Genomic DNA, 25624 nt, shown 5'->3' on the forward strand with positions numbered 1-25624 from the left:
GACGGGCGCGGGCGGGGCGGGAGAACGGGAGGCCGACGCCCGGACGGGCGGCACCCGGGCGCCCGGATGTTTCACGTGAAACACTCCCAGCTCCCCGCCCCTTCTGCCGTCAACGCGCGCGGCGCTCGTCCTCGTCCGCACCTGCGCCTTCGAGCGCGAAGACGTGGGTGCAGCACTCGCGCATGAACTCGTTGTCGTGCGTGATGACCACCACGGCCGCCCCCTCCTCGGCTGCGCAACGCAGCGCGTCGGCCAACCGGCGCATGCTGAGGGCGTCAAGCCCGCTGGTGGGCTCGTCCAGGATGAGCACCGACCGCCTCGACGCCAGCCCGCAGGCAATGGACAGCCGCTGCTTCTGGCCGCCTGACAGCGAGGACGGATGCCTATCCCCCAGCTCGGCCAGGCCCAACCGGCCCAGCACATGATCGGCGTAGCGGCGCGCCGCGTCGTCCTGATCCGAGAACAAGAGCACTTCTTCGTCAACCCGGGAAGAGAAGAACTCCATGCTCACGTCGTTGGGGCTGTACCACACGCGGCGACGCAGCTCCCGCCGGGACAGCTTCCGCCCTCCCACGCGCACGCAGCCCTCGTCGGGTCGGCCCAAGCCAACCGCGACCTGCGCCAGGCTCGTCTTGCCCACGCCGTTTTTTCCCGTCAGCGCCATGATCTGCCCCGGTTCCACGGCGAAGCAGACACAGGAGAACAGCAGATTTCCACCGCGAGAAACGGCCAGGCCGTCCACCTCCAGGGACGCGGCTTCCAGACGCGCGCCGAAAGCTTCGCCGGACGCGGCCCGCTCGCCTTCCCGCGCGAGCCCCGCGGCAAGAGGCGCAGGCTTCAAGGAAGGCCGGGGGACGAAAGCAGGGCTGCGAACGCCCATGGCAACGCGCTCGGAGCCGTCCATGGCGAACACATCGTCGCGAGAGAGAACCGCCCGCATCCGCCCGGCCTCCATATAGCAGAACCGGTCGGCGCACTCCATCAGGTACGAGATGCGATGCTCGGCCACCACCAGCGCGTAGCCCTGCCGCTTCAGCTCCATCAGCACCGCGCCCAACTCTTGAGCCGCATCTTCGTCGAGGTTCGAAGAGGGCTCGTCCATCACCACGAGCCTCGGCGCAGGAGCAAGCGACGAGGCGATAGCCACGCGCTGCTTCTGCCCGCTGGAAAGCTCGTCCACCGCTATCGTGCGCAAACGGTCCAGACCCAAACGGCCGATCGCCGCATCGGTGCGCCTCACCACCTCCTCGGCGGGATAGCCGATGTTCTCGCACCCGAACGCCACCTCGCCCGCCAGCTGACTGGAGAAGAACTGGGCGGTCGGGTCTTGAAACACGCTTCCCACCAGCTCGGCTCTTCGCCACGCCTCCATATCGCGCGCAGAAAGCCCGCCCAAGAACACGTCGCCGGAAACGCTGCCGCGATAGTAGCCCCCGGCCAGGCCGTTCAAGACGCGCACGATCGTGGTTTTACCGCTGCCCGACGCGCCCATAAGCACGACGCATTCGCCGGCATGCACGTCCAAATCCACGGCATGCAGCGTTTCCGGAGCGCCGTAGTACGAGAAGCTCGCGCCTTTCAGCTGCGCGACAAGATCGCCGGTCATCCGAACCACCCTCCCCGCACAACCCAGACGCACGCAGCCAGCGCCGTCGCGACGGCCGCCAGGCAAACCGCGTCCGCCACTCCGAAAGGACTGCGATAGTAGCTCGTCCGCCTGGTCGGCGCTTCGGCGGCGCGGGCGATGGCGGATGAGGAAAGGCGGTCGGAGCTGTCCACCAACGAGAACATCAAGGGAACCAGCGCATGCTCGAGCGCCTGAACGGGGCTGCGCGCGACGTTTCCCGCCGAAAGCACCCCGCGCCTTTTGCACGACTCGGACAAACGCCGGAAGCTCGAGCGAACGGTGGGGAAGAACCTCAGCAGTACGAGCACGCCCACGATCAGGCGCTTCGGAATGCGAGCCTTCGCCAACGCGGCGCTGATAAGCCCCGGAGGGGAAAGCGCCACCGCGAAGAACGCAACCATGATGGGATAGGTTTTGATCGCGGCGTAAAAATGAACCGGCGAGAAAACGATCACGGTCATCTTCCCGTATGCAAGCGCCAGGCACGCGCCCCACAGCGCCGCGTAGAAAACCAGCATCTTGAAAGCCATGGAACGCTGTCCGCATGCAGCAAGGTAAAGCAGTAAAAAGCAGGTCAGCGCAGGCGACAGCCGCACGCTGTCCACCAGGGAAACCGTCGCGATCGTCGCAGCCAGCACGATGGACTTCGTCGCCATGGAGAACCGCTCCCCGTCGGGCGCCGTCGCCGAACGCCCGACGGCGCGAGCGCCCGATGAGAACCGCTCGTTTCGGATGCCCTCCTCCACGTCAGATCACCCCTGCCTTCAGGAAGTGCTTCCTCATCAGACGCTTGCCCACGAGGGCTCCCAGGAATCCGGCGAACGCCGTGAGAGCGACTATGAACACGATCCATTCTGCATTCCCGTAGTACTTGAGGTACGCGTTCACGTACTCCTCGCCCATCATCCTCACTTCGGCAAGCTCTTGCAGGTACCCCTGAAGGTTGACCAGTATGGGGATGATCGACGACAGCGAGTACAGCGCGCTGAACGTCGCCCACGCCGCTACGATGCGGTTCGGCTTAGCCCGCTGCGCGGCCGTGCGCAGGAACAGCGCATCGATAGCCAAACCTCCCACCAGGTAGAACGGCAGCATGTACCACAGGTTTCCGAACATGAGGTACACCAGCGCCATCACGCACGCGTAGAACGCCGTGACGCCGAAGCGGTTCACCCTCATAACCATGAGCATGTACAACGGCGCAACCACCAAAACGTACGTCGCCGCCATGAACAGCATGGAGAAATCCACACCCAGCATGGTAACCGACCCCACCACGAACATGACGACGATCATCAAGGCGCTGAACAGCACCGCGGTGACGACCTCCTTGACGCCCCACATCTCGAACGCGGCCCCTTTGCGGGACTTCGACGTCTCATAAGGCGAATGTTCCATATCGACCTCTCTTTCCCATGCGTTTTGCATGTCTTGGTTCATCTGATGTTCCGGCACCGAACGCGCCGGATCGAATCCGAAGCGCTACTGCTCGCTGGCCAGCCGCCAACCGGCCGCCTGCTGGCGCTCGCGCCAAAACGACCGATACCGGCCGGGCACCTTCACCAGATCGCCGTGGGTTCCCTGCTGGGTGATGCACCCCTTCTCTAGGACGGCTATCTGATCTGCGGCGGCGATGGTGGACAAGCGATGGGCTATGGCGATGACCGTGCGATCGCGCGCCAACTCGTGCATAGCCTCCACGATGGCCGCTTCGTTTTCCGCATCGAGCGCGGCCGTGGCCTCGTCGAACAGCACGATGGGCGAGTCCTTCAGCAAAGCGCGCGCGATAGCGACGCGCTGGCGCTCTCCGCCCGAAAGGCGGCAGCCTCCCTCGCCCACGGGCGTGTCCCATCCCTGCTCCAGACGGGCGGCCACCTCGTCAAGGCGCGCGACGTGCGCGGCGCGGCGCGCCTCCTCGGGCGTTGCGTCGGGGCGCCCCGCCAGCACGTTCTCCTCGATGGTTCCGTCGAACAGGTACACGTCCTGGAACACGAGGGATATCTGCTGCATGAGCTCGTCGGGACGCATGTCGCGCACGTCCACCCCGCCGATCGAAACGCTGCCCTCGGAAACGTCCCAGAAACGCGCGACCAACCGCGTCAGCGTCGTCTTTCCCGAGCCGGAAGGGCCCACTAAAGCGGTCAGGCTGCGCTCGGGGCACGTCAAGCTCACGCCTTGCAGCACCGGACGGGATTCCTCGTAGGCAAAGCCCACGCGATCGAACGCCACGCTGGATCCGCAAGGAACGCGGGGGTTGCGGGTTTCGGGCAGAGGGGGCGTCTTCAATATCCCCTCGGACGCGTCCAGCGCGTTCTTCGCCACGCGCAGCGCCATCCCCTGCGACCCGATGAGCGTCAAAGGATCGACCAGCCTCAAGGAGAGCACCGCCACGAACACGTACGATGCCACGTCGATCTGGCCCCAGGCCAAAAGAGCCGTGGCCGTTGCGAACACGACGGCGAACACGACCTGGATCAGCATCGTGTAGCGCGCCACGGGTGCCGATGCCGTGCGCAAGGTGGCAACCGTCGCCGCACGGTCCCGCTCGATGGCCTGCTGCAAAGCGTCCCAACCCTCCACCGAACGCTTCGTCGCGCGCAAAACGGGCTGGGCGTGCGCGAACTCCAACACCCGGGCCGCCACTTCAGCGTTCGAGAGCTCCTCCTGCCTATGGCCTTCGCCTGCGGCCTTCGCCATGGCGCGCGAAGCCCACAGCAGCAGCGGAGCCGCAATCACGAACACCAGGCCGATGCGCCAATCCACGAACAGGAACAACACCACCACCGCAGCCGGCGTGGTGACGGCGATCACCATCTGGCGCAAAAAAGTGCTGGGCACGTCCATGGCCATCTGCAGCTCCTTGGTGAGCAGAGCCGCAACCTGCCCCGAGCGCTCTTTCGTGAACCACCCCAGCGGTAGGCGCACGATATGGTCGCCCAAGGCGTCCTGCAGCGCATGGCAGATCTGCTCGATGCCGATACAGTAGCCGCGATTGTCCGCGAAAAAGCCGATCACGGAATGCAACAGCGCCAGCGCTGCAGCCAGCGCCACCAGATACCCCGCCGCAACGTAGTCGCCCGCTATCAGCGAGCGCAGCAGCGGAAGCAGCGCCACGTACACGGCCGCCTCCGCCAGGCCGCACAGCACGTACAGGAAAGCCTGCGTCTTCACGCCGGTCGGCCGCCCTACCAGATCGTCGATTTGGGTCGTTATCATCGTTCCTCGCTTTCGCGCGAATCGGCACCGTTCGGCTCCGCTTCGCCATCCGCTTCTTGCGGCCCCGCGGCCGCGCCGCGCATCGCGGCTCCTTCCACAAGTAGCGCCTTTTCCAGCGCATCCACCTGCTGAGATCGCCACAGCGCCGCATAATGGCCGTCGGCCGCCAGCAGTTCCTCATGGACGCCGCGCTCCACCACCTTGCCCCCGACCAGCACTAATATCTGGTCCGCATGCACGATGGTGTCCAGCCGATGCGCGATCACGACGGTCGTCCTGCCTTTCGCCAACGCGTTCAGCGCTTTTTGGATGGCCGTCTCGTTCTCAGGATCCGCATGGGCGGTCGCCTCGTCGAGCACGAGAATAGGCGCATCTTGGACGATGGCGCGCGCGATGGCCACGCGTTGCGCCTCGCCGCCCGACAGGTCCGAGCCTTCGCTTCCCAGCACCGTGTCGTAGCCTTGCGGCAACTCCATTACGCGATCGTGAATCTGGGCCTGGCGCGCGGCGGCCTGCACCTGCTCGTCGGTGGCACCGGGACGGCCCAAACGGATGTTGTCCGCGATGCTCGCTCGCAAAAGCATGCTGTCCTGGAACACCACGGCAACACGCGAAAGCACCTCGCCGGAGGCCATCTGGGGAAGCTCCGTTCCGTTCATGCGCACCGACCCTGAAACGGGATCCCAGAAGCGAGGGATCAAGCGGGCGAGCGTCGTCTTGCCGCTGCCCGAATCTCCCACGAGGGCCGTCACCGTTCCCGGCTCCAACGCGACGTCGACGTCTTGCAGCACGAAAGGCAGGTTCTCGCCGTATGCGAACGCCACGCCCTCGAACTCCATGCGCACGGGTCCTTCGGCCGCCGGGCGAGGCCGCTCGGGTTCGGCCAACGGAGCCACGTTGAGAACGGAGGCCAGATGGTCGGCGGCCTGCAGCGACATCTGCAGCATTCGAATGCTTCGAAACAGGTTGACCAGCCCCGCGGGAACTCCCACGCCCAACACCAGAAAAGGGACGCACCGCTCCAAAGGCAAAACGCCGTTCGCGACGAAGGCCAGCGTTGCAGCCAGCAGAACCACCAGCATTGCTCCCGGCGAGAACAAGGCCGACACCCAGCTGAACGCGTTGCCGTTGCGCTTCGTCCACACATAGCACGCTTTCGCCAGCTCCTCGGTAGCCGCCCGGTACCGTGCGCCCGCGCGGCTTCGGGAACCGAAGGTCTTGATGACGGCGATGCCCTCCACCATCTCCACCGCAGCGGAGGAAACCTCCACCATCGCTTCGTTGAACCTCTTGTTGAGAGGACCGAAATCCCTCATCATGAACGGCCACGCAACGCCTATCACCACGACGAAGTACGCCACCAGAAGAAGGGCGAAGCGAACGTCCACCGTGAACAGGTACACCAAGGGGATCAAGGGCGAGAGCAGCGCGGCGGTCACGTCGACCGGCGCATGCCCGACCGATTGATGCAGGTTGAGAACGTCATCGGTGGCAGCTTGCTTCACCTGCGCCGAGCTGTTGTCGTTGAACCATCCCAGCGGAATCTTCCCCAAGTGCTCTATCAGCACGGTGCGCACGTGAACGCGAAAATCGGCGTCGGCGTAATGGCAGCGGCCGGTGGCCATGCTGAACAGCATCCTTCCCGCCGCCGCGCCCGCGACGGCGACCAGAACCCACATCGCCAGCACGTCGGACGGGGGAACGCCTTCCGTGATGGACAGCTGGGCAACGCGCGCGATTGCGAGGTAGGGGACGAACTCGCACGCCGACGACAAGGCCGCGATGGCGACGTTGCCTATGATCCTCCCTTTCACCGGCTCGATCAGACGCAGATACGTGCGCCGAGCGGCGGCACTGTCGACAGATTCCATAAGCGGCACTCTTTTCTCTCTCGGAAACAGGGGCGGCGGCGGGGCAAGCCGGCCGATGTGCAGATGTTAGCCATAGCTAACTTCAAGAAATGATTTTGGGGATTTCACCATATAATCTACATACATTCTTATTCCGCACTTGCATGAGTCGGAGACAACAAGTAAGTTAGACATGGTTAACATATAGCGAGCAGACCCGCTCCCGGCATTCGGGCGGCTTATGCCCGACAAGGAAAGCGAGGAAGCTCATGGCTCGACAGGTTCTACAGCAAGACAAACGCACGCTCATGCTCACGCAAACGCCCGGCAAGCTCATGATGTCGCTCAGCCTGCCTGCCATCGTCGGCATGGCGGTCATCGGGCTGTACACGTTCATGGACGCCGTGTACGCAGGACAGCTTATCGGGATGGAGGCCATGGGAGCCGTAGCCGTGGCCTACCCGTTCACGTTCATCAATTCCGGCGGCGCTTCGATGATCGGCATGGGGTCGGCCTCGGTGCTGTCGCGCGCCATCGGCGCGAAAGACCAGCGCACCATCGACCAGGTGATGGGCAACCTCGTGGTCATGAACCTGGTGCTGTCGCTCACCGTCACGATCGTCGGCACGGTGTTCGCGCGCCCGCTGCTGGCCCTCACCGGCGCACAGGGACAGGTCCTCGACCTGGCCGAATCCTACCTGCGCATCATGCTCGTCGGCAGCCTGTTCGTGAACTTCGCGCAAAGCTCGAACATGGTCATGCGCGGCAAAGGCGAGCTGGCGCGGGCCATGGCCATCATGGGAGGAGGCGCCGTCCTCAACATGGTGCTGGCCCCTCTGTTCATCCTGGCCCTGCGCGACCAAGGGCTCGGCATCCAGGGGGCGGGCTGCGCCACGGTGATCACGCAGATGATCCAAGCGGGCGTCATGCTGTGGTGGTTCGTCAAGCGCGAGAAGACGGCGCGCATCGTCCGCGTGGCCGTTTCGCCCGCGATACTCCCCGAAGTGCTGAAGGTGGGCGCGTCCGCCATGCTCATGCAGGTGCTCGTGCTGGTGCAGCAAGCCATCGCCTACCGCGCGGCCGCCGCATGGGGCGGCGCGGAATGGCAGGTGCTGCTGGGAGCCGCGCTGCGCATCCAGGCGTTCGCCTTCATCCCTTTGTGGGGCATGAGCAACGGCCTGCAGCCCGCGGCCGGGACGAACTACGGCGCCGGACTCTACGGTCGCGTGCGCAAGCTGACGATCGTCTTCTGCCTGGGCTCGATGGCGCTGGCGCTGCTGTTCTGGGTACCCGCGATGCTGGCGCCGGAAGCCACGCTGTCGCTGCTCGTCTCCGACCCGGCCGTCGCTGCGATGGGCGCCGACGATTTCAGGGTGTTCTTCTCCACCTACCTGGTTGCAGGCCCCATGGTCATGGGCATCACGCTCTTGCAAGCGCTCGGACAAGGCGGCAAGGCGGCGATCCTCACGTTCGCGCGACCCGTGGCCCTGTTCGTCCCGCTCGTGCTGATCCTGCCGAACGTCGCAGGGCTCGGCATCCACGGCGTATGGGCCGCATCGGCCCTGTCCGACGGCGTCATGATCGTGGTGGCGGCGTTCATGGTGGCAAGCGTGATCCGCAGCCTGGGAAAGGACGAAGGCTCCGCAGCAGACCGCGTGACCATGGAAGAGGAAGCCGCCCGAGCCTAGCGGGCCGGCGCGGCGCCCTCTTGCCGCTGCCGTCTTGCTCGTGCATCATGCAGGCGTTACCCTCGAAGAGCTGGCCGCGCAACGGTTCTGCGCATACGGCATCACGAGCAAACCGCCCGATGTTTCACGTGAAACATCGGGGTTCGCACGCTGCCCGTCGCGTCGTTCAGCCGCAAACCTTTCCGAGCACGCATGCAAGCCCGTCTATGTCGACCGGTTTCGCTACATGGGCATCCATGCCCGCATCGAGCGCGGACTTCACATCTTCGGCAAATGCGTTGGCCGTCAGCGCGACGATCTTCACTTCTTCCGAGCGGGCGCTGCTGCAAGCGCGCAGAGCGCGCGCTGCCTCGTAGCCGTTCATCACCGGCATCATCACGTCCATGAACACCGCATCGTAATATCCTGCCGGGTGCTTCGAGAATGCATCGATCGCCTTTTCGCCGTTCTCAGCCCACTCCACCTTCGCGCCGCGGCAGCCGAGAAGCTCTATCAGTATCTCAGCGTTCAGCTCGTTGTCCTCGGCCAGGAGAAACCTCTTGCCCTCGAATCGATAGGAGGTGCTCTCCGGCACGACTTCAAGCGGCGGACAAGCATCCGCCGACGAGACGACGCGAAGTTCCAATGTCACGCGAAACGAGCTGCCTCGTCCTTTTTCGCTGTCGACCTCGACAATGCCGCCCATGGCGTCGATCAGCGCCTTCGTTATGGACATCCCCAACCCGGTTCCCTGTATCCGCGCGATAGACACCTCTTCGCTGCGCTCGAACGGATCGAAAATACGCTCGACGAATTCCGGCGACATGCCCATGCCGTTGTCGGTTATCGTGAAAGCAACGCTCGCATAGCTGGGCCGCGTTTTCGCCAGCTCCTGCACGACGAGGGCTATGGTGCCGCCCTCCTGCGTGTACTTCACCGCATTGGACGCAAGGTTCAAAAGGATCTGGCTTATGCGCAGCTCGTCTCCCGAGAACGCCTTATGCTTCATCTTCGAGCAATCGATGCGCAGCTCTTGGCTCTTCGCCTGAGCCTGAGGACGGATGATGGCCTCTACCCCGCCCACGACGTCATCGATGTCGAACCGACGCTCCTGAAGCTCCATCTGCCCGCTTTCGATGCGCGACATGTCCAGAACGTCGTTTATAAGCTCCAGCAAATGACGAGACGACGCGGTGATGGCATCGAGGCAACCGGCTATCTTCTCGCTGGCCTCGCCGCTTTCCCGTGCGATCTTCGTCATGCCCACGATGGCGTTGATAGGAGTGCGTATGTCGTGCGACATGTTCGCAAGGAACTGGCTCTTCGCCTCGTTCGACGATCGCGCGATATCGAGCGCCTGCTCGAGCATCAAACTTCCTTTTTGCTCGTTCGTGCGATCGGACAGCACCAGCACGTACTTATCCACCCCTTTGATGGATTCCCGGTACAACGTTTCCTGGTACCAGCGACGCTCTCCTGTGCGCGCTTGAATGCGCTCGCGAAACACTTGAAGGCACTCGCCCTCTTCCAACGACGCAATGTCATCGATTCGAGGGTCGGACGATGGATCGGCCGCCGAATCCGACAGCGCTCGTATGTTGTTCTTCACCGCTTCGACCGACACGCCCAAAAGCTTCTCCACATTGGGACTGACGTATTCGACCTCGTACGCATCGGGAGAGAACATAACGTAGATATCGTCGGCATTGCGCACCAGCATGCTGAACAGCTGCTCGCGGCTCTCGATGGCCAGCTCCTTCGCATCAGCCCGGCGCCGCACGCGGCGAAGCAGGGTCAGCAAACCCGCCAACCCGAAGATGCGCGTCCAGCGCGCATTCGGCGCTCGCTTCATGCGTCAGCCAATCTCTGAGCCATCGACATCCCCTCGATCAAACCGACCTGCCTGAGTGCAGAAATTGTTATACCTGATCAAACATAGCCTTATTGCATGCGGTGTCAGAGTATAGCACCCTATTGGGAAGGAGGTAAACCGTCGGAGCCCGCCGCGGTCCTAGGGCACGATCGTGCGGTCGACGTCAATCATACCCGCCCTCTCGAGAAACGCGAGCACGGACTGGAGCATAAGGCGGTAATACGCGGTCATCGATTGGGAGAACCCCTCGTCGTCGGCTCTGCGCGCCTGCCCGAGAGCGATGCTTTCGAGAGACGAGAGAGCGGACGCGCTTTCTCGCGAAGCCGCGAACAGCGTAAGGAAGGCTCCCCAGCGCAGCAAATCGTTCAGCTCCCGCAGAATCGTCTGCAATGCGCAAGGCTCCGTGCATTCGATCAAACCCGTCATGAGAGCCTTCGACACCGCCCAATCCCCCTCCTCGACCGCGAGGGCGCGTTCCGCAGAAGAGGCCACCTCCTCCGCATGACCTTGCACGCGGCTCAATGCAGCAGGCAGCACGGCGCACATCATCTGCGCCGCATGGACGTACGTGCCCACATCTCTCTTGAACGAGTGATCTTCCAGCCAGCGCTCGCTGAACGTCGCATTGCCCAACTGCACGCGCGTGCCCAACCCGTTGACGGTGCGCGCGACGCCTATGACGTTGAGCGCGCCGTACGCTTTCTGCACCGTGGAAGCGGAGACTCCATACTGCGCCGACAGCTCGGCGATGGAAGGAAGCAGCTGGCCGTCGACGAATTCCCCCCGAACGATGCGTTCCACAAGATTGCGAGCTATTTGTCCGTGCACGAATTCCAACCCGGCCTTCGCATTCCACGCGTACCCGAACGATCCGATGTCCACGGCGGGGGCATATGCGTTCTCGAGCGCGTCGAAATACGCCCCGACGCGCTGCGCGACGCCGCGATACATGCAACCGAACCGATACTGCACCTCATCAGCATCGCGCAAAAGCAGAGAGGAGAACATCCACGTCATCAAACCCCCGTCGACGTCGACCGCACGCGAGGCAAAAGGGCTTTCGAAACCCGGAACCACCGGCACCAGACCGATGCGCTCCAAGCTTGCGAAGCACGACGTGAACAACGGGTTGCCTGCCTTTGCCACCAGGCCGTGCAAAACAATCGATGCGTGCGATATGCGCCACCCTTCCGATACGCCAGAGCGATCAACGCGCTTCGCATCCTGAGCCAAAGCGAAAAGATCCTCGTCAGAGCAGCATCGAGCGGCTAAGTAGAACAACGGGGGCATGACCAGTTCGAGGGTTCTGTAGCAATCGGCAACCACCTCGCGACGCGCCAGCAGCGCACGGATGCGACCGTCATCCGCGTCATCGGCCGGACGGTACGCCACGACAGCGCGCTTTCGCTCCTCCACGACAATGTACCCGTCGGCCTTCAAAGCACGCTGCACGTCTCGGATGGTTCTGATGCCCACCCGAAATCGATCGCACAAGTCGTGCAGCGACGGCAACGCATCGCCATAGCGCAGCGCTCCCTGCTCGATGTCGCTGACAAGCTGACGATACACGTACTCGAATAAGGTGGCTTTCTTTTCCAAACCTCTCCTTCGCCGCTTCCATGATGCGGTATTGTACCGCGGCGGCTACCAATCAAGCAGATTGCTTATCGAATGAAGCAGAAAATATTTTATCGGATATCTAATGAAATCCCCGGTCAAACAGCTGCTACGACAACGAGAGGAAGCAAACGAGCACCGATGTCGATTCACCATGCTAAACGTGGTTGACATTAAATGTTTTACCGTCTAAACTACTGGAAGTCGTCATAATTTGACGAATTCACGGGGAATGTTAGGACATGGTGTTGATGTTTGAGCTGAACGTCAAATCCTACATCAAGCGGAACCCACGCTTACGCCAAGCGAAGATGGGTATGCTCATGAGCAAATGGGCTTGGAACCGCAAAGTCTGCCCCCGCCAGTTCAAGCGCTTCTTCTCCAGCTTCACGTTGCCGAAGACTTCCGCGCTGTTCGCCTCGTTCTTGAATACTCGCCGCGTTGCGTATTCCTCCGCAAACTACGGAGACGCCTCGGCAACCAAGCTCTTCATCTTCCTTTCCTAAGTTGGTGCCCCTCGGGGGAAGTGCGCCCTTCGTCGGGTCGCGCTTGCCTTGTATCGTTGTGCCCGAAGTAAGGAGAGAAAGGGGGTGAAGGCAGGACGTTGACGTCCTACCTTCCCGGAGGATCTCCGGATGCCCCTAACAACCGATCCTTCTCACCAGATCGTTGCCAAAAGTATACGAACACCAGCCGATCTCAGCAAGAGTTCGGCAAGCGGTCGCATATTTTCCTCCGATCTCCTATCGGTAGTTAGGTTCCGCATCCCGCCTCCCGGAAGGCGACGCGAAAGTCGAGGGCACGGCTCAGCGTCACTCCACTGAACATCGTTTTCACCAGGACCGCCTCATAGCGGCCAGGGCGAAGCACGGTCTGCGGTGGATATCGATCCGCAAGAATCGTAACTGAATCGCGGACGGTCCCTGCGACCGAACGCACACAGGAGGTAAACATGGCTACCACTACAGCCAAAAAGAAGGGGATCCACTTCGCATGGTTCGTCCTCATCGGCGTTCTGCTGATGATGGGTCTGTGCCGTGGCGGCATCAACAGCGGCATGGGCTTGTTCTTCCAGCCTATCAGCGCCGACATGCACATCGGCGTGGGCGAAGTGGCAATGATGTCGTCCATCTCGGCATTGATCACTATGTTCTGGAGCCCGTTCGCGGGTCGCCTGCTCGACAAGTTCGACATCCGCATCATCACCGTAGTCGCCGTCGCCATCCAGGCGGGCTGCTTCGCCGCGCTGTCGCTGGTCGACGCGGTGTGGGGCTTCTACGCGCTGGCCGGCATCATGGCGTTCGGCTCGGTGTTCGCCACGCAGCTGGTGGGTCCCATGATGATCAACCGCTGGTTCAAGGATAAGAACGGCCTGGCCATGGGCATCATGATGAGCTTCGTGGCCATCTGCTCCGCCGTTCTCTCGCCGGTCGTCGCCTCCATCATCGCATCGAACGGCTGGCGCATGGGCTATATCGTGCTGGGCGTGCTCGCGCTGGTTATCGTGATCCCGGCCGTGCTCATCTGGTTCCGCACGCCCGAGCAGAAGGGGCAGCTGCCCCTCGGCGCCACCGAAGCCGACATCGAAGCCGCCAAGAACGCCGATCCGAAAGCCGCCGCCGAGGCCGCGAAGAACCTGCCGGGCCTCACGTCCAAGCAAGCGCTGAAGACCCCCACGTTCTGGTTCTTCTTCATCTTCATGGTGCTGCTCACCGGAACGCTGGCGTTCGCCTCCATCGTTCCCACCCTGGCTATCGAAGCTGGTTTCGATACTGTGACCAGCGGATTCGCTATGACGGCGTTCATGATCGGCACGGCTATCGCCGCCGTCGTGTTCGGCACGATCTCCGACAAGCTGGGCCCCCTCAAGGCCACGATGGTGGCGTGCGCGTGCGGTTTCATCGCCCTCTTGGGCCTCATCTTCTTCCGCACGAACCTGTACATGTTCTTCGGCTCGCTGTTCTTCTACGGCTGCCTGTCCGCCACGCTGGGCGTCATCGGCCCGCTGGTGCTGGGCACGCTGTTCGGCCAGAAGGAATTCGGCTCCATCTACGGCATCGTCATGATGGCCACCGGCATCGGCTCCATGATCCTCATCCCGGCGTACGGCTTCATCTACGATGCGACGGGCAGCTTCACGCCCGCCCTCATCATGATCTTCTGCTTCATCGTCGTCTGCCTGATCTCCATGATCATGGCCTTCAAGACCGGCAAGAAGGTTCAGGCCATGTGGATGCCGAAGGCGTAAATCAGACGCGCCACCCGGCGCTTTGCGCGGAATGCGCTGCGCGCCACCCGTTTGGTTCCACTGCGGGGCACGAGCCCCGCAGCCGGCGGGCACCGGAAACAACCGGACCGCCCGTCACACTACAGTCCTTTTGAAAGAGGAGGAAACGCATGGCTCTGAAACTTCTGGAAGGCATGAAGGTCATCGAGATCGCCGCGTTCATGGCGGCTCCGATGGGCGGACGCATCCTGGGCGAATGGGGCGCCGACGTCATCAAGGTCGAGCCTCCCACCGGCGACAGCAACCGCGGCATCGGCCTTGCCCGCCATATCTACAACGGCGACCAGGCCGGTTGGGACTCCATCAACTCCTGCAAGCGCTGCATCACGCTCGACACCCGCAAACCCGAAGGGCTGGCCATCCTCAAAGAGATGCTGAAGGACTGCGACGTGTTCCTCTCGCATCTGCGACCGAAGGATTCCAAGAAGCTGGGGCTGGACTACGAGAGCCTGTCGAAGATCAATCCGAAGATCATCTGCGGCAATACCTCCGGCTACGGCACCAAAGGCGAGTGGGCTCCCCGCGGCGGGTTCGACGCGGCCTCCTACGCCGCGCGTGCAGGCTACGACTTGGACTGCCCCATCAAGGGCGACAACCCGATGATCCCGTACTTCGGCTTCGGCGACATCCCCACGGGCACCTATCTGGCCATGGCCGTGCTGGCCGCCTACATCGAGCAGCAGCGCACCGGCAAGGGCCAGGAAGTGAACGTGGCCCTCATGCACGCCGGCATGTGGAGCGTGGGCGTCCCCATCGTGACCGCCGCCTACGGCGACGAGTACCCCACGGATCCGAACTCCGTGCTGCCCCTGGCCCGTCCGTACATGTGCTCCGACGAGAAGGCCATCGCCCTGATGGGCCTGCAGTGGCACAATTCCTGGCCTGAGTTCGTGCATGCCTTCGGCATGGACGAAGACCTCATCGCCAAGTGGCCCGACTATCAGACCGCGCTGGCCGCTTCTGCCGAGATCACGCCGATCATCACCGAGGTGCTGGCCAACGTCACGCGCGACGAGGCCATCGAGAAGCTCATGACCACCGATATCCCGTTCGACCTCTGCCAGCATTTCGCCGACCTGCAGGATGACCAGCAGGCTTGGGACGCCGGGTTCTTCCAGGGCATAGATTATCCTTCCGGCAAGCACATCGGCATCGTCAAGGCTCCGGCCATCTTCTCGTCGGGCGAGGCCGAGTTCGGTCCCTCCGGCTATCCGGGCGAGTACACCCGAGAGGTGCTCAAGGAATACGGTTTCGACGACGCGAAGATCGACGAGCTGCGCGAGCAGGGTCTCGTGACCGAAGAGGATCAATGGGACAAGGATCAGTACAACATGGAGAAGCTGATGGCCCAGGCCGCAGCCGCTAAGAAGAAGGCCGAGTAACAGCTGAGACGCCGTTAGTGGAAAGCGGATCGCCAGCTGCGACGGCGATCCGATGAAGTACCGTTTTCAACCGCACGGATACCGGTGATCCGCGATCCGTGCAAAACAACCGCCAAGGAGGCACAGAAATGATCGATTTCTCTAAGACCGAGGAACAGGAACTGCTCATCGAAAGCATCAAGGAGCTTCTCGAGCGCGAGATGCCGGCCGAGAAGGAGCGCGAATGCTATCGCAACGGAGAGTTCCCCTGGGATGCTTGGAAGGCCATGGCCGAGGCCGGCTTCACGGGCTTGGGCCTGCCTGAAGAAGTGGGCGGCACCGACGTCGACCTCATGACGGTGGCCCTGGCCAACTTCACCATCTCCCGCTACGGCGGCCCGCTTGCGGCGTTCTACTCCATGGGCATGCCCACGATGTACGACGTGTGCGAGTTCGGCACGCCCGAGCAGATCGAGAAGTACGTGAAGCCCTACATCGCGGGCGGCGCGCCGCTGGCCCTGGGCATCTCCGAGCCCTCCACCGGCTCCGACGTTGCCGGCATGCAGACGTCCTACGCGTGGGACGGCGACACCGCGGTCATCAACGGCGGCAAGCACTACACCACCTGCGGCATGGAAGCTCCGGCCATCATCGTCATCGCAAAGGATCCGACGGTTGACAACGTCCATCGCGGTGCGACGATGTTCTTGGTCGATCGCGACACCCCCGGCGTGACTATCAACAAGCTTCCCAAGATGGGCCACGAGAACGCCCCCACCAGCATCTGCGAGGTGTTCCTGAACGACGTGCGCGTGCCCCGCTCGGCTATCCTGGGCGTCGAGCACAACGGCTTCATGCAGACCATGGCGAACTTCACCCGCGAGCGCATCGCCAACGTGTCCGGCGTCATCGCCACGGCGGTCAATGCGTTCGAGGACGCCTGCGCCTACGCCAACCAGCGCGAGCAGTTCGGCCAGCAGATCGGTCGCTTCGAGCTGGTGCAGGAGATGATCATGGAAATGTCCTGCAAGATCGAGAACATGATGAACATGCTGTACAAGCTGTGCTGGCAGGCCGATCAGGGCCAGGACGTGCGCATCCTCGCCGGCATGGCCAAGTACTACTGCTCCAAGGCCACCTGCGAAGTGGTTGACGACGCCATCCAGGTGCTGGCAGGTATCGGCGTGGTGGGCGACCATCGTGTGGGCCGTTACTACATCGACATCCGCAGCGCCCGCATCGCCGGCGGTTCCGACCAGGTCATGGTGTTCAACACCGCTCCGCAGATCCTCAAGCGCTACCGGTAAGACGACAGAACGAGCAAGGGGCGGGCTGACGAAAGCCTCGCGTCCGCCCCGTTCAACGCACATGAGGAAACGGGCAGCGCTTGCTGCTGCAGAAGGAGGTGAGTAACGCGATGGATCGATGTGACGGCATACCGATTGACAGGGTTGCTTTTTCGAAACAGCTTCAACAGCTTGCCGAAAAGTGGGGGGACGAGACGGCTCTCGTCGATGTCTCCCGCGACGGATCGGAACGGGCGTTGTCTCGTCGAGAGCTGTTCGAGGCGATCGAGAAGGTCGCCTGCCATCTCAATGATCGAAACGTTCAACAGGGAGATTACGTCGTCATAGCCCTTCCCAACGGTTACGAGAACGTCGTTGCGACGCTTGCCGCCTGGCAGCTGGGAGCGTGTTGCGTATTCATGTCCCCCAAGGGAACCGATGAAGAACGCAACCATATACACGCGCTGTTCGAGCGCAAGCTGCTGATATCGACATGGGATTGCGACGACGAGGATTGCATATCGCAGCAAGACGTGCGGAACTGGATCCGAGGAGAGTTCCCCCATGGAGCCGAGATCCTGCCGTTCTTCGCCTGCGAGCCCTCGCGGGCTATCCCGACGGGAGGGTCGTCGGGAAAACCCAAGCTCGTCGTGCAAAAAGTCAGGCCGGCCTACTGCGAGATGGATCTGTCGGCTTGGACGGCGATGACGGGGCAGACCCCTTGGTCGAAACAGCTTATCCCCGGTTCCCTGTTTCACAACCTGTACAGCAATGCCACGTACATCGGACTGTTCTTCGGGCAGACCGTGTACCTCATGGAACGCTTCGATGAAGGACAGGCGCTCGAGCTCATCGAAAAGCATGGGATTCAATTCATAGGCTTGGCTCCCACGATGATGGACAGGATGATGCGCCATCCTTCCTTCCAAACCAGAAACCTGGAAAGCCTGGAGGCCGTGTTCCACAGCGGCGGCCCCTGCCCCGACAAGGTCAAGCTCGCCTGGATCGAGCGCATCGGCGCCCGGAAGGTGTACGAGATGTACGGCGAGACCGAGATGATCGCAAGCACGTTCATACGCGGCGAAGAATGGCTGGAGCACCGCGGCAGCGTGGGACGCCCCTTCGGTTGCGAGCTGCAGATACGCGACGAGGAGGGTCGGGCGCTTCCCTGCGGCGAAGTAGGCGAGATATTCGGCAAGCCGGCTATGGGGCTTTCCGCAAAGTACGTGGGGCCGCAATCCATCAAATCCGAGGAAGACGGGTTCTTCAGCGTCGGCGACCTCGGTTGGCTCGACGAGGAAGGCTTCCTGTACATCTCCGACCGTCGTTCGGACATGATCGTGACCGGCGGGAAGAACGTGTACACCGCCGAGGTGGAGAACGCCATTTTCGACTATCCCGGCATCTCCGACGCTGTGGTTATAGGCATTCCCGACCAGCAATGGGGTCTTAGGGTGCATGCGATTCTCGAGATCGAAGGCGCGGAAAGCGAGTTTTCGACGGATGGTCTCAAAGAATTCCTCCACACCAAGCTGAGCGGATACAAATGCCCGAAGACCTACGAAATCGTACAGGACATGCCTCGCAACGAAATGGGGAAAATCCGGAGACGCGAACTGATAGAGCAACGTGTGTCCAGCTTATCCGAACGCGAACCCGGAACGAAAGCGTGAGAAAGCGATGCAAGAGTCGCATCGCGAAGACTAAAGAAAGGGAGTTTCATTATGGCAGAACGAGAGCTGAAGGCGACCTTGGCCGAAAAGCGCGACGGCGTGGGCATCATCACGCTGAACCGGCCTGAGAAGCTGAACGCCATCAATCAGGACGTCATGGACGACCTGTACTACCTGTTCGACGCGTACGAGGAGGATCCCGAGGTCCGCGTCATCGTGCTGACCGGCGGCGACGGCAAGGCCTTCTGCGCCGGTGGCGACATCGAGGGCGAGATCCAGATGGACGTCGTGGGCTCGTACCATGGCGGCATCGAGGGCAACCGCCTGAACACCCGCATCGAGAAGTGCCGCATTCCCGTCATCGCCGCTATCAACGGCTTCTGCCTGGGCGGCGGCTTCGAGATGGCGCTCGCGTGCGACATTCGCCTCGCTTCCGAGCGCGCACGCATCGGCCTGACCGAAGTGAACATGGGCGTCATCCCGGGCTCTGGCGGCACCCAGCGCCTGCCCCGCCTCATCGGCCCCAGCCGTGCGAAGCTGCTCATGATGACGGGCAACCACTACAAGGGCGAGGCTGCGCTGGCCATGGGCCTGGTGGACATGGTGTTCCCGGCCGAGGAGCTGCTGGAAGCGGCCGTGAACATGGCCAAGGAGATGGCCGCGAAGCCGCCGCTGGCGCTCGAGTACGTGAAGTGGGCCGTGAACGAGGGCATGCAGATGGATCTCGACCGCGCGCTGCTGTTCGAATCGGCCTTGTTCGCCCACTTGTACAGCACCGAGGATCAGAAGGAAGCGATGTCGGCATTCCTGGAGAAGCGTCCCACGCGTCCGTTCCAGGGCAAGTAGGAAACGCGGCTCATCCGCAAAGGGCGGGAAGGCCGCAACGACCTCCCCGCCCCGGCGGAGCCCCGCGCTCCGCGAAACATGATTTTGAAACAGCTGCGCGCATGAGGCCGCAGCGAGTGAAAGGAACGAGCAATGTCTGATTTGAAGCTTCTTGATGGCGTCAAAGTCGTCGACATGTCCGCGTTCGTCGCGGCACCGATGGCCGCCGAGATCCTGGCCGAATACGGTGCGGACGTCGTTCGCATCGAACCGCTGACCGGCGACGGCATCCGCGGCTCGGGCATGACGCAGAACATCTACAACGGCGACGCCCCGCTGTACGACGCCATCAACGGCAATAAGCGCCACATCGCGGTGAACACGCGCACGGCCGAGGGCATGGGCGTGCTGTGGAAGCTGCTGGAGACGGCCGACATCTTCATCTGCCACATGCGCGAGAAGGACATGGTCAAGCTGGGCATCGACTGGGATACGCTGCATGCGAAGTTCCCGGCGCTGATCTATGCCAACACCACCGGCTACGGCAGCACGGGCCCGCTGGCCAGCCGCGGCGGCTTCGACATGATCGCCTACGCCACGCGCACGGGACTCACCACCGACGTGGTTCCCGAGGGCGCGCATCCCTACATGCCCTACCAGGCGCAGGGCGACATCCCCACGGGCCTGTACCTGTCCATCGGCATCATGGCCGCGTACATCAACCGCCTGCGCACGGGCCTGGGCGACCAGGTGTCGTGCAGCCTGTACGGCTCCGGCATGATGAGCGCGATGGTGCCCATCCTCTCCGGCCAGAAGCCCTACAACAACCTGTGGCCGAAGGGCCGCGAGAACGTCCTTCCGTTCTCCTGCATGTACCGCGGCTCGGACGACCGCTGGATCATGGTTGCCGGCCTGCAGTGGCATAAGGACTGGCCGCGCTTCGTGGCGCGCCTGGGCCTCGACCCCGAGCTGGTGACGAAGTACCCCGACTACATGACCGCGCTGGCGAAGTCGAACGAGATCATCCCCATGCTGGACGAGCTGTTCGCTACCAAGACCGTGCAAGAGTGGAGCGACATCCTCACCGAGGAAGACATCCCCAACGACATCTGCCTGAAGTTCAGCGAAGTCGCCGACGATCCCGCGGTGCTGACCGGCAACCTTATGAAGGAAGTCGAGATGCCCAGCGGCGAGGTCATCAAGATGCCGCGCACCCCGGTCTACTTCCGCGAGGCCGGCGCTCCCGACCCGGTCGTCGCTCCCACCGTGGGTGCCGACACCGAAGTCGTGCTGAAGGAATGCGGCTATACCGACGAGGAGATCAAGAAGATGGCCGAGGAAAAGGTCGTCGGCCTGGGCGACACCTGGGATCGCTCCATGTACGTCATCAAGTTCTAACTGCATCACGAAACGATTTCGCGGGTCGCACGGAGCATCGCGCGCGACCCGCGCATCGGAACAAGAAGCGCAACCAACTGAGGAGGAGTCAGAATGCTGCAAGCACCTTTGTATTTCGAAGACGTCGAGGTCGGCTACAAGTTCCAGTCCCCCGGCGGCCGCACCATCACGAACGCCGAAGTGGTGAACTTCGCGCAGATCACAGGCGACTACAACCTGGTTCATCTGGACCACGAGTTCGCGAAGACCGGCATGTACGGCGAGAACATCGCCCACGGCGCCCTTACGCTGACGCTGGCCGGCGGCATGTTGAAGCGCACCGAGTTCTGGTCGGCCACGGCCGAGACGCTGGGAGACCTCACGGGCTTCAAGCACGTGAAGTTCATGGCCCCGGTGAAGTTCAACAGCACCATCCACCTGGAGTGCGAGATCACGGACAAGACGGACAACGGCGACGGCACGGGCACCATCGAGCTGGCCGTGCATGGTATCGACCAGGACGGCACGCTGGTTCTGGACAACGTGCGCTACTACAACATCGCCAAGAAGAACTAGCCCTCGCCCGCCATCATCCTGAAGGAGGAATTCAACATGAACGAGCAACTGCAAGCTGCTTTCGACAAGAAGTTCAAGGACACCTGGTTCTTCGAGGACGTGCCGCTGAACCATGCGACCCCGGCCACCACGGGCCGCACCATCACCGAAGCCGACATCCTCAACTTCGCCGGCATCTCCGGCGAATGGGCGCCCATCCACATGGATCTCGAGTATTGCAAGGCCCACGGCCATGACTCCGTGCTGGCTCAGCACATGCTGATCTATACGTTCACGCCGTCCATCAACCCGTCCGATCCCATGATGGCAAAGATGAACAACTCCATTCTTGCGACCAAGGGCACGAAGAACTGGAAGTTCCTGAAGATGCCGGCCGTGGGCGACACCGTGTACACCACGTCCGAGATCGTCGCCAAGGACGACAACAAGCCCGAGCGCGGCGTCATCATCATCCAGATGTCGATGATCGACCAGAACGGCGACGTGCTGCAGACCGGCGAGTACCACCTTGTCGTAGCCAAGAAGATCTTCTTCGAGAAGCAGTTCGAAGCTGCCGCCGCCAAGGCGCAGCAGTAGCACCCCGCTCGCCCGTTGCCGCGGCCTTGGAGGGAGGGTCGCGGCAACGCCCGCGGGCATGGACATGCCGGTCAAACGGGAACTGACCCTCGTCATCCTGAGCGGAGCGCCGCAGGCGCGAAGTAGAAGGATCCCGTGCGGCGCCAGCCGCAGCACTCCCTGTTAACGCAGCACGGGATCTTTCGACTTCGGCTTACGCTCGGAACGACAGGCAAGCAGTTTGCCCGGCATGTCCATGCCGCAGAACGGCAGGACGATAGGAGAAGAAAGGAAAGGCATCCATGAACATCATTGTTCCTATCAAGGTGCTGGCCGACGATCAGGACATCGTCGTAGCCGCCGACCGGAGTCTGGACGACTCGAAAGCCCATCGCATCGTGTCCACGTACGACCTGAACGCCATCGAGGCCGCCGTGCAGCTCGCCTCCGCCCACGAGGACTCGAAAGTCGTCTGCGTGTCGGTCGCCGACGCGAAGGCCGACGACTCCAAGCTGAAGAAGGGTATTCTCGCCCGCGGCGTGGACGAGCTGGTCATGATCGCCGACGACGCCTGTGCCGACCTCGACGCCCACGCGACGGCCGCCATGCTGGCGCGCCTTGTAGACGGGCTGGACGCCGCCGACCTCATCGTGTGCGGCGACGGCTCCGCCGACAACTACGCGCAGCAGGTGGACGTGCAGCTGGCCGATGCGCTGGGCCTGCCCGTGGTCACCGCCGTGTCCGCCGTGTCGGTGGAGGGCGCCGTCGCCACGTGCGACCGCATGCTGGAGACCCAGTTGCAGACCGTGCAGGTGGACTTGCCCGCCGTGATCAGCGTGGTCCCCGACATCGCGCTGCCTCGCATCCCCGGCATGAAGGACATCCTCGCCGCCGGCAAGAAGCCGTCCTCCGTGAACGCCGCTTCCGATGTGGAGGCCGCGGTCGTCGACGTCGTGGAGACCAAGGCGCCGCAGCAGGCCGAGCGCAAGATGGAAATGCTGGACGCCTCGGTCGACGGCGATCTGGAGAAATTCGCGGCCGCCCTCAAAGCGGCCCTGTAGGAAAGGTGATGTGGACATGAAAGCATGCGTTATCGCTGAAACCTCCGCCGCCGCCCGCGCCCTGTGCGCCGGCGCCCGCGGCATGGCCGACGAAGTGGTGCTGATCGCCCCCGGCGTCGAGGCTCTGACCGGCGTGGCCGACAAGGCCGTGCATATCGACGTTCCCTCCGGAAACGCCATCGACGACGCGTACGCCAGCGTGAACTCCGTCGTGGACGCCGAGGCTCCGGGCATCGTCCTGGTCGAGCCCACCCGTTCCATGAAGGTTCTGGCCGGCAGGCTGGCCGCCCATATGGGCACGGCGACCATCACCGACGTCATCGAGTTCGAAGGCGACCTGGCCACCACCATGTACTTCGGCGGCGTGGGCCAGCGCAAGAGCAGGGCTAACGGCACGGCCATCTACACGGTGGGTGCCGGCGTGTTCGACGAGGCCTCCGCTTCGGGCACCGACGCCGTCGAGGAAGCTCCCTTCGCCGCCCCAGCTCGCGCCCTGCGCGTGACGGGAACGAAGGATCTGCCGAAGAGCGACGTGGACCTCGCAGCAGCCGGCGTGGTGGTGGCCGGCGGGCGCGGGTTCGCCGAAGAAGCCGACTTGCAGCTCATGCGCGACGTGGCCGCGAAGCTGGGCGGCGAGTGCGGTTGCTCGCGTCCGCTGGCCGAAGGCGTGGACTGGATGCCGCGAGAGGCCTACATCGGCGTGTCCGGCATGATGCTGGCGCCGAAGGTGTACCTGGGCATCGGCATCTCCGGCCAGATGCAGCACATGGTGGGTGTGAACCGCGCGGGCACGATGTTCGCCGTGAACAAGGACAAGAACGCCCCCATCTTCAAGCAGTGCGACTACGGCCTCGTGGGCGACCTGAAGGACGTCCTGCCGAGGCTGGCGGCGGCTCTGTAGGCTTTTCAACCTGTCCGGGAGGGTGCCCGGCATGCCCAGACGCTCAGACAGTCCTCGCTTCGCTGTGGAACTCGCTTGGTGGGCACGCCGGGCACCCTCCCTTCGATTCACGTCGCTGCCGCCCGCCTTGGACGGCAGGGCGGCTTTGGAGAACTTGAGGGATGCCACGGAGAGAGGCGGCCCCCTTCGGGTGGCCGCTTTCGCCTCCGCGATGCGGGGGGCAGGGCGCCCTTACCGTATTGGAAAAAAGAGAAGGAAGAGAGAGGAGAGGAACGTGGCTGAGACCGATTTCGACGCGATCGTCGTGGGCTCCGGGTGCGCGGGCGCCGTGGCGGCCTACGAGCTCGCGAAGGCCGGCAAGTCGACCCTCGTGGTCGAGCGCGGCAACTTCGCCGGCGCGAAGAACATGACCGGCGGGCGCATCTACTCGCACAGCTTGAAGAAGGTGTTCCCCGACTTCGAGCGGGAAGCGCCGCTCGAGCGCAGGATCACCCACGAGCGCATCGCGCTCATGGACCCGGCCTCGCAGACGGCGATCGACTTCACGAGCCCCGAGCTCGCCGAGGAGGGCAAGGACTCCTACTCGGTCCTGCGCGCGCCCTTCGACCAGTGGCTCGCCTCCAAGGCCGAGGACGCGGGCGCGGAGTACATCTGCGGCATCGCGGTCGAGGAGCTCCTGAAGGACGGGTCCGGCAGGGTCGTCGGCGTGCGCGCCGGCGAGGACGAGATCACCGCCGAGGCGACGATCGTCGCCGAGGGCGTGAACAGCCTGCTCTGCGAGCGCAGCCTGGGCAACCCCCGCCCGAAGCCCTCCCAGATGGCCGTCGGGATCAAGCAGGTGTTCGAGCTGCCCGCGCAGACGATCGAGGACCGCTTCCTGGTGCCGGAGGGCGAGGGCGCGGCCATGCTGTTCGTGGGCGACTGCACGCACGGCAAGGTCGGCGGCGGCTTCCTGTACACCAACAGGGACTCGATCAGCCTGGGCCTCGTGGCCACCATCTCGCTGGCCGCCGACGGCGCGAACGAGACGCCGGTGTACCAGATGCTCGAGGACTTCAAGGGCCACCCGGCGGTCGCGCCGATCATCCGCGGCGCGAAGCTCGTCGAGCACTCCGGCCACATGGTGCCCGAGGGCGGCTACGGCATGGTCCCGAAGTACGTGTTCGACGGCTGCCTGGTGGCCGGCGAGTCGGCCGGCCTCTGCATGAACATGGGCTACCAGGTGCGAGGCATGGACTTCGCCGTGGCCTCCGGCCAGATGGCGGGCCAGGCGGCCGTGCGCGCGCTCGACGCGGGCGACACGAGCGAGGCGGGGCTCGCCTCCTACAAGGAGGCGATGGAGGGCTCCTTCGTCATCCAGGACCTGCGCACCTTCTCCAAGTGGCCCCACGTCATGGAGGGCTGGGACCGCATGTTCACCGAGTACCCCGTCATGGTGCGCGACGTCTTCAACGCCATGTTCAGCGTGGACGGGAAGCCCCAGAAGCCGCTCATGAAGCGCATGATGCCCATAGTCAAGCAGCGCGGCCTGCTCAAGCTGGCCGGCGAGGTTCGGAAGGCGGTGAAGTCGCTGTGAGCGAGGTCAAGGAGATCACGGTCAACGTCGACGAGTTCCTGGCCATCGACAAGTACGAGGTGGACGAGGAGAGCGCGCACATCGAGCTCGTGGACGACCCCGGCGACGAGGAGTTCCTGAAGCTCGTGCGCGTGTGCCCGGCGGCGCTCTACAAGATCGACGAGGACGGCAAGAAGTCCTTCGACTACGCCGGCTGCCTGGAGTGCGGCACCTGCCGCATCGCCTGCGAGGGCACCATCGTCAAGAAGTGGGAGAACCCCCAGCCCACAATGGGCGTGGAGTACCGGTTCGGGTAG

General features: G+C 63.2%; 21 protein-coding genes. 14 read left to right on the forward strand and 7 right to left on the reverse strand.

Annotated elements, in window-relative coordinates; translation table 11 throughout:
• Positions 1 to 109: 109 nt before the first annotated feature.
• The 5 genes from HMPREF1023_RS07220 to HMPREF1023_RS07240 all read right to left on the reverse strand — a co-directional run bounded on the left by HMPREF1023_RS07220 (position 110) and on the right by HMPREF1023_RS07240 (position 6714).
• Entirely contained in the window at positions 110 to 1606 is a 1497-nt protein-coding gene (locus tag HMPREF1023_RS07220) for an ABC transporter ATP-binding protein (protein WP_009305543.1), read from the reverse strand.
• Positions 1603 to 2373 carry an energy-coupling factor transporter transmembrane component T gene (locus HMPREF1023_RS07225; protein WP_009305544.1) on the reverse strand — a complete coding sequence of 257 codons (771 nt, stop codon included), beginning with the start codon at positions 2371 to 2373 and terminating at the stop codon, positions 1603 to 1605. The genes HMPREF1023_RS07220 and HMPREF1023_RS07225 overlap by 4 nt, the downstream gene beginning before the upstream one ends.
• Before the next feature lies 1 nt (position 2374).
• A complete protein-coding gene (locus HMPREF1023_RS07230; RefSeq protein WP_009305545.1) occupies positions 2375 to 3025 on the reverse strand; it encodes an MptD family putative ECF transporter S component in 651 nt (216 codons plus the stop codon).
• Between the two features lie 84 nt (positions 3026 to 3109).
• Complete coding sequence (locus tag HMPREF1023_RS07235) at positions 3110 to 4843, reverse strand: ABC transporter ATP-binding protein (RefSeq protein ID WP_009305546.1); 1734 nt, start codon at positions 4841 to 4843, stop codon at positions 3110 to 3112.
• A complete protein-coding gene (locus HMPREF1023_RS07240; protein WP_009305547.1) occupies positions 4840 to 6714 on the reverse strand; it encodes an ABC transporter ATP-binding protein in 1875 nt (624 codons plus the stop codon). Before HMPREF1023_RS07240 ends, HMPREF1023_RS07235 begins: the two co-directional genes overlap by 4 nt.
• 248 nt (positions 6715 to 6962) lie before the next feature.
• On the opposite strand from HMPREF1023_RS07240, the gene HMPREF1023_RS07245 reads away from it, so the two are divergent.
• Positions 6963 to 8381 (forward strand): MATE family efflux transporter, encoded by a 1419-nt coding sequence (locus HMPREF1023_RS07245; RefSeq protein WP_009305548.1) that lies wholly within the window; start codon positions 6963 to 6965, stop codon positions 8379 to 8381.
• Positions 8382 to 8547: 166 nt separating this feature from the next.
• Here the strand turns inward: HMPREF1023_RS07245 and HMPREF1023_RS07250 are convergent, their stop codons facing one another.
• Complete coding sequence (locus tag HMPREF1023_RS07250) at positions 8548 to 10212, reverse strand: ATP-binding protein (protein WP_009305549.1); 1665 nt, start codon at positions 10210 to 10212, stop codon at positions 8548 to 8550.
• Between the two features lie 159 nt (positions 10213 to 10371).
• On the reverse strand, positions 10372 to 11832 hold the full coding sequence (locus tag HMPREF1023_RS07255) for a GntR family transcriptional regulator (RefSeq protein ID WP_009305550.1): 1461 nt from the start codon (positions 11830 to 11832) through the stop codon (positions 10372 to 10374).
• Between the two features lie 269 nt (positions 11833 to 12101).
• Between HMPREF1023_RS07255 and HMPREF1023_RS07260 the strand changes: the two genes are divergently transcribed.
• The 13 genes from HMPREF1023_RS07260 (at position 12102) to HMPREF1023_RS07320 (ending at position 25624) form a co-directional block, all read left to right on the forward strand.
• Positions 12102 to 12356 (forward strand): hypothetical protein, encoded by a 255-nt coding sequence (locus HMPREF1023_RS07260; protein WP_015761538.1) that lies wholly within the window; start codon positions 12102 to 12104, stop codon positions 12354 to 12356.
• Between the two features lie 446 nt (positions 12357 to 12802).
• Positions 12803 to 14098, forward strand: a complete 1296-nt coding sequence (locus HMPREF1023_RS07265; protein ID WP_009305552.1) for an MFS transporter — start codon at positions 12803 to 12805, stop codon at positions 14096 to 14098.
• Between the two features lie 149 nt (positions 14099 to 14247).
• Positions 14248 to 15519, forward strand: a complete 1272-nt coding sequence (locus tag HMPREF1023_RS07270; RefSeq protein ID WP_009305553.1) for a CaiB/BaiF CoA-transferase family protein — start codon at positions 14248 to 14250, stop codon at positions 15517 to 15519.
• A gap of 128 nt (positions 15520 to 15647) precedes the next feature.
• Positions 15648 to 16805 carry an acyl-CoA dehydrogenase family protein gene (locus tag HMPREF1023_RS07275; RefSeq protein WP_009305554.1) on the forward strand — a complete coding sequence of 386 codons (1158 nt, stop codon included), beginning with the start codon at positions 15648 to 15650 and terminating at the stop codon, positions 16803 to 16805.
• Between the two features lie 110 nt (positions 16806 to 16915).
• Positions 16916 to 18457 (forward strand): class I adenylate-forming enzyme family protein, encoded by a 1542-nt coding sequence (locus tag HMPREF1023_RS07280; RefSeq protein WP_035577404.1) that lies wholly within the window; start codon positions 16916 to 16918, stop codon positions 18455 to 18457.
• 51 nt (positions 18458 to 18508) lie between these two features.
• Positions 18509 to 19303, forward strand: coding sequence for an enoyl-CoA hydratase/isomerase family protein (locus HMPREF1023_RS07285; protein WP_009305556.1), 795 nt, complete (start codon positions 18509 to 18511; stop codon positions 19301 to 19303).
• Between the two features lie 132 nt (positions 19304 to 19435).
• Positions 19436 to 20680 (forward strand): CaiB/BaiF CoA-transferase family protein, encoded by a 1245-nt coding sequence (locus tag HMPREF1023_RS07290; protein ID WP_009305557.1) that lies wholly within the window; start codon positions 19436 to 19438, stop codon positions 20678 to 20680.
• 93 nt (positions 20681 to 20773) lie between these two features.
• The gene (locus tag HMPREF1023_RS07295) at positions 20774 to 21235 is read left to right on the forward strand and encodes a MaoC/PaaZ C-terminal domain-containing protein (RefSeq protein WP_009305558.1); all 462 of its coding nucleotides are present in this window, start codon (positions 20774 to 20776) and stop codon (positions 21233 to 21235) included.
• Between the two features lie 36 nt (positions 21236 to 21271).
• Positions 21272 to 21811: a MaoC/PaaZ C-terminal domain-containing protein gene (locus HMPREF1023_RS07300; RefSeq protein WP_009305559.1), complete on the forward strand. Its 540-nt coding sequence runs from the start codon at positions 21272 to 21274 to the stop codon at positions 21809 to 21811.
• A gap of 281 nt (positions 21812 to 22092) precedes the next feature.
• On the forward strand, positions 22093 to 22851 hold the full coding sequence (locus HMPREF1023_RS07305; protein ID WP_009305560.1) for an electron transfer flavoprotein FixB: 759 nt from the start codon (positions 22093 to 22095) through the stop codon (positions 22849 to 22851).
• 16 nt (positions 22852 to 22867) lie between these two features.
• The gene (locus tag HMPREF1023_RS07310) at positions 22868 to 23752 is read left to right on the forward strand and encodes an electron transfer flavoprotein subunit alpha/FixB family protein (protein ID WP_009305561.1); all 885 of its coding nucleotides are present in this window, start codon (positions 22868 to 22870) and stop codon (positions 23750 to 23752) included.
• Between the two features lie 274 nt (positions 23753 to 24026).
• Positions 24027 to 25328 (forward strand): FAD-dependent oxidoreductase, encoded by a 1302-nt coding sequence (locus tag HMPREF1023_RS07315; RefSeq protein WP_009305562.1) that lies wholly within the window; start codon positions 24027 to 24029, stop codon positions 25326 to 25328.
• Entirely contained in the window at positions 25325 to 25624 is a 300-nt protein-coding gene (locus HMPREF1023_RS07320) for a ferredoxin ydiT (RefSeq protein ID WP_009305563.1), read from the forward strand. The genes HMPREF1023_RS07315 and HMPREF1023_RS07320 overlap by 4 nt, the downstream gene beginning before the upstream one ends.

The organism is Eggerthella sp. 1_3_56FAA, assembly GCF_000185625.1.
Taxonomy (GTDB): domain Bacteria; phylum Actinomycetota; class Coriobacteriia; order Coriobacteriales; family Eggerthellaceae; genus Eggerthella; species Eggerthella lenta.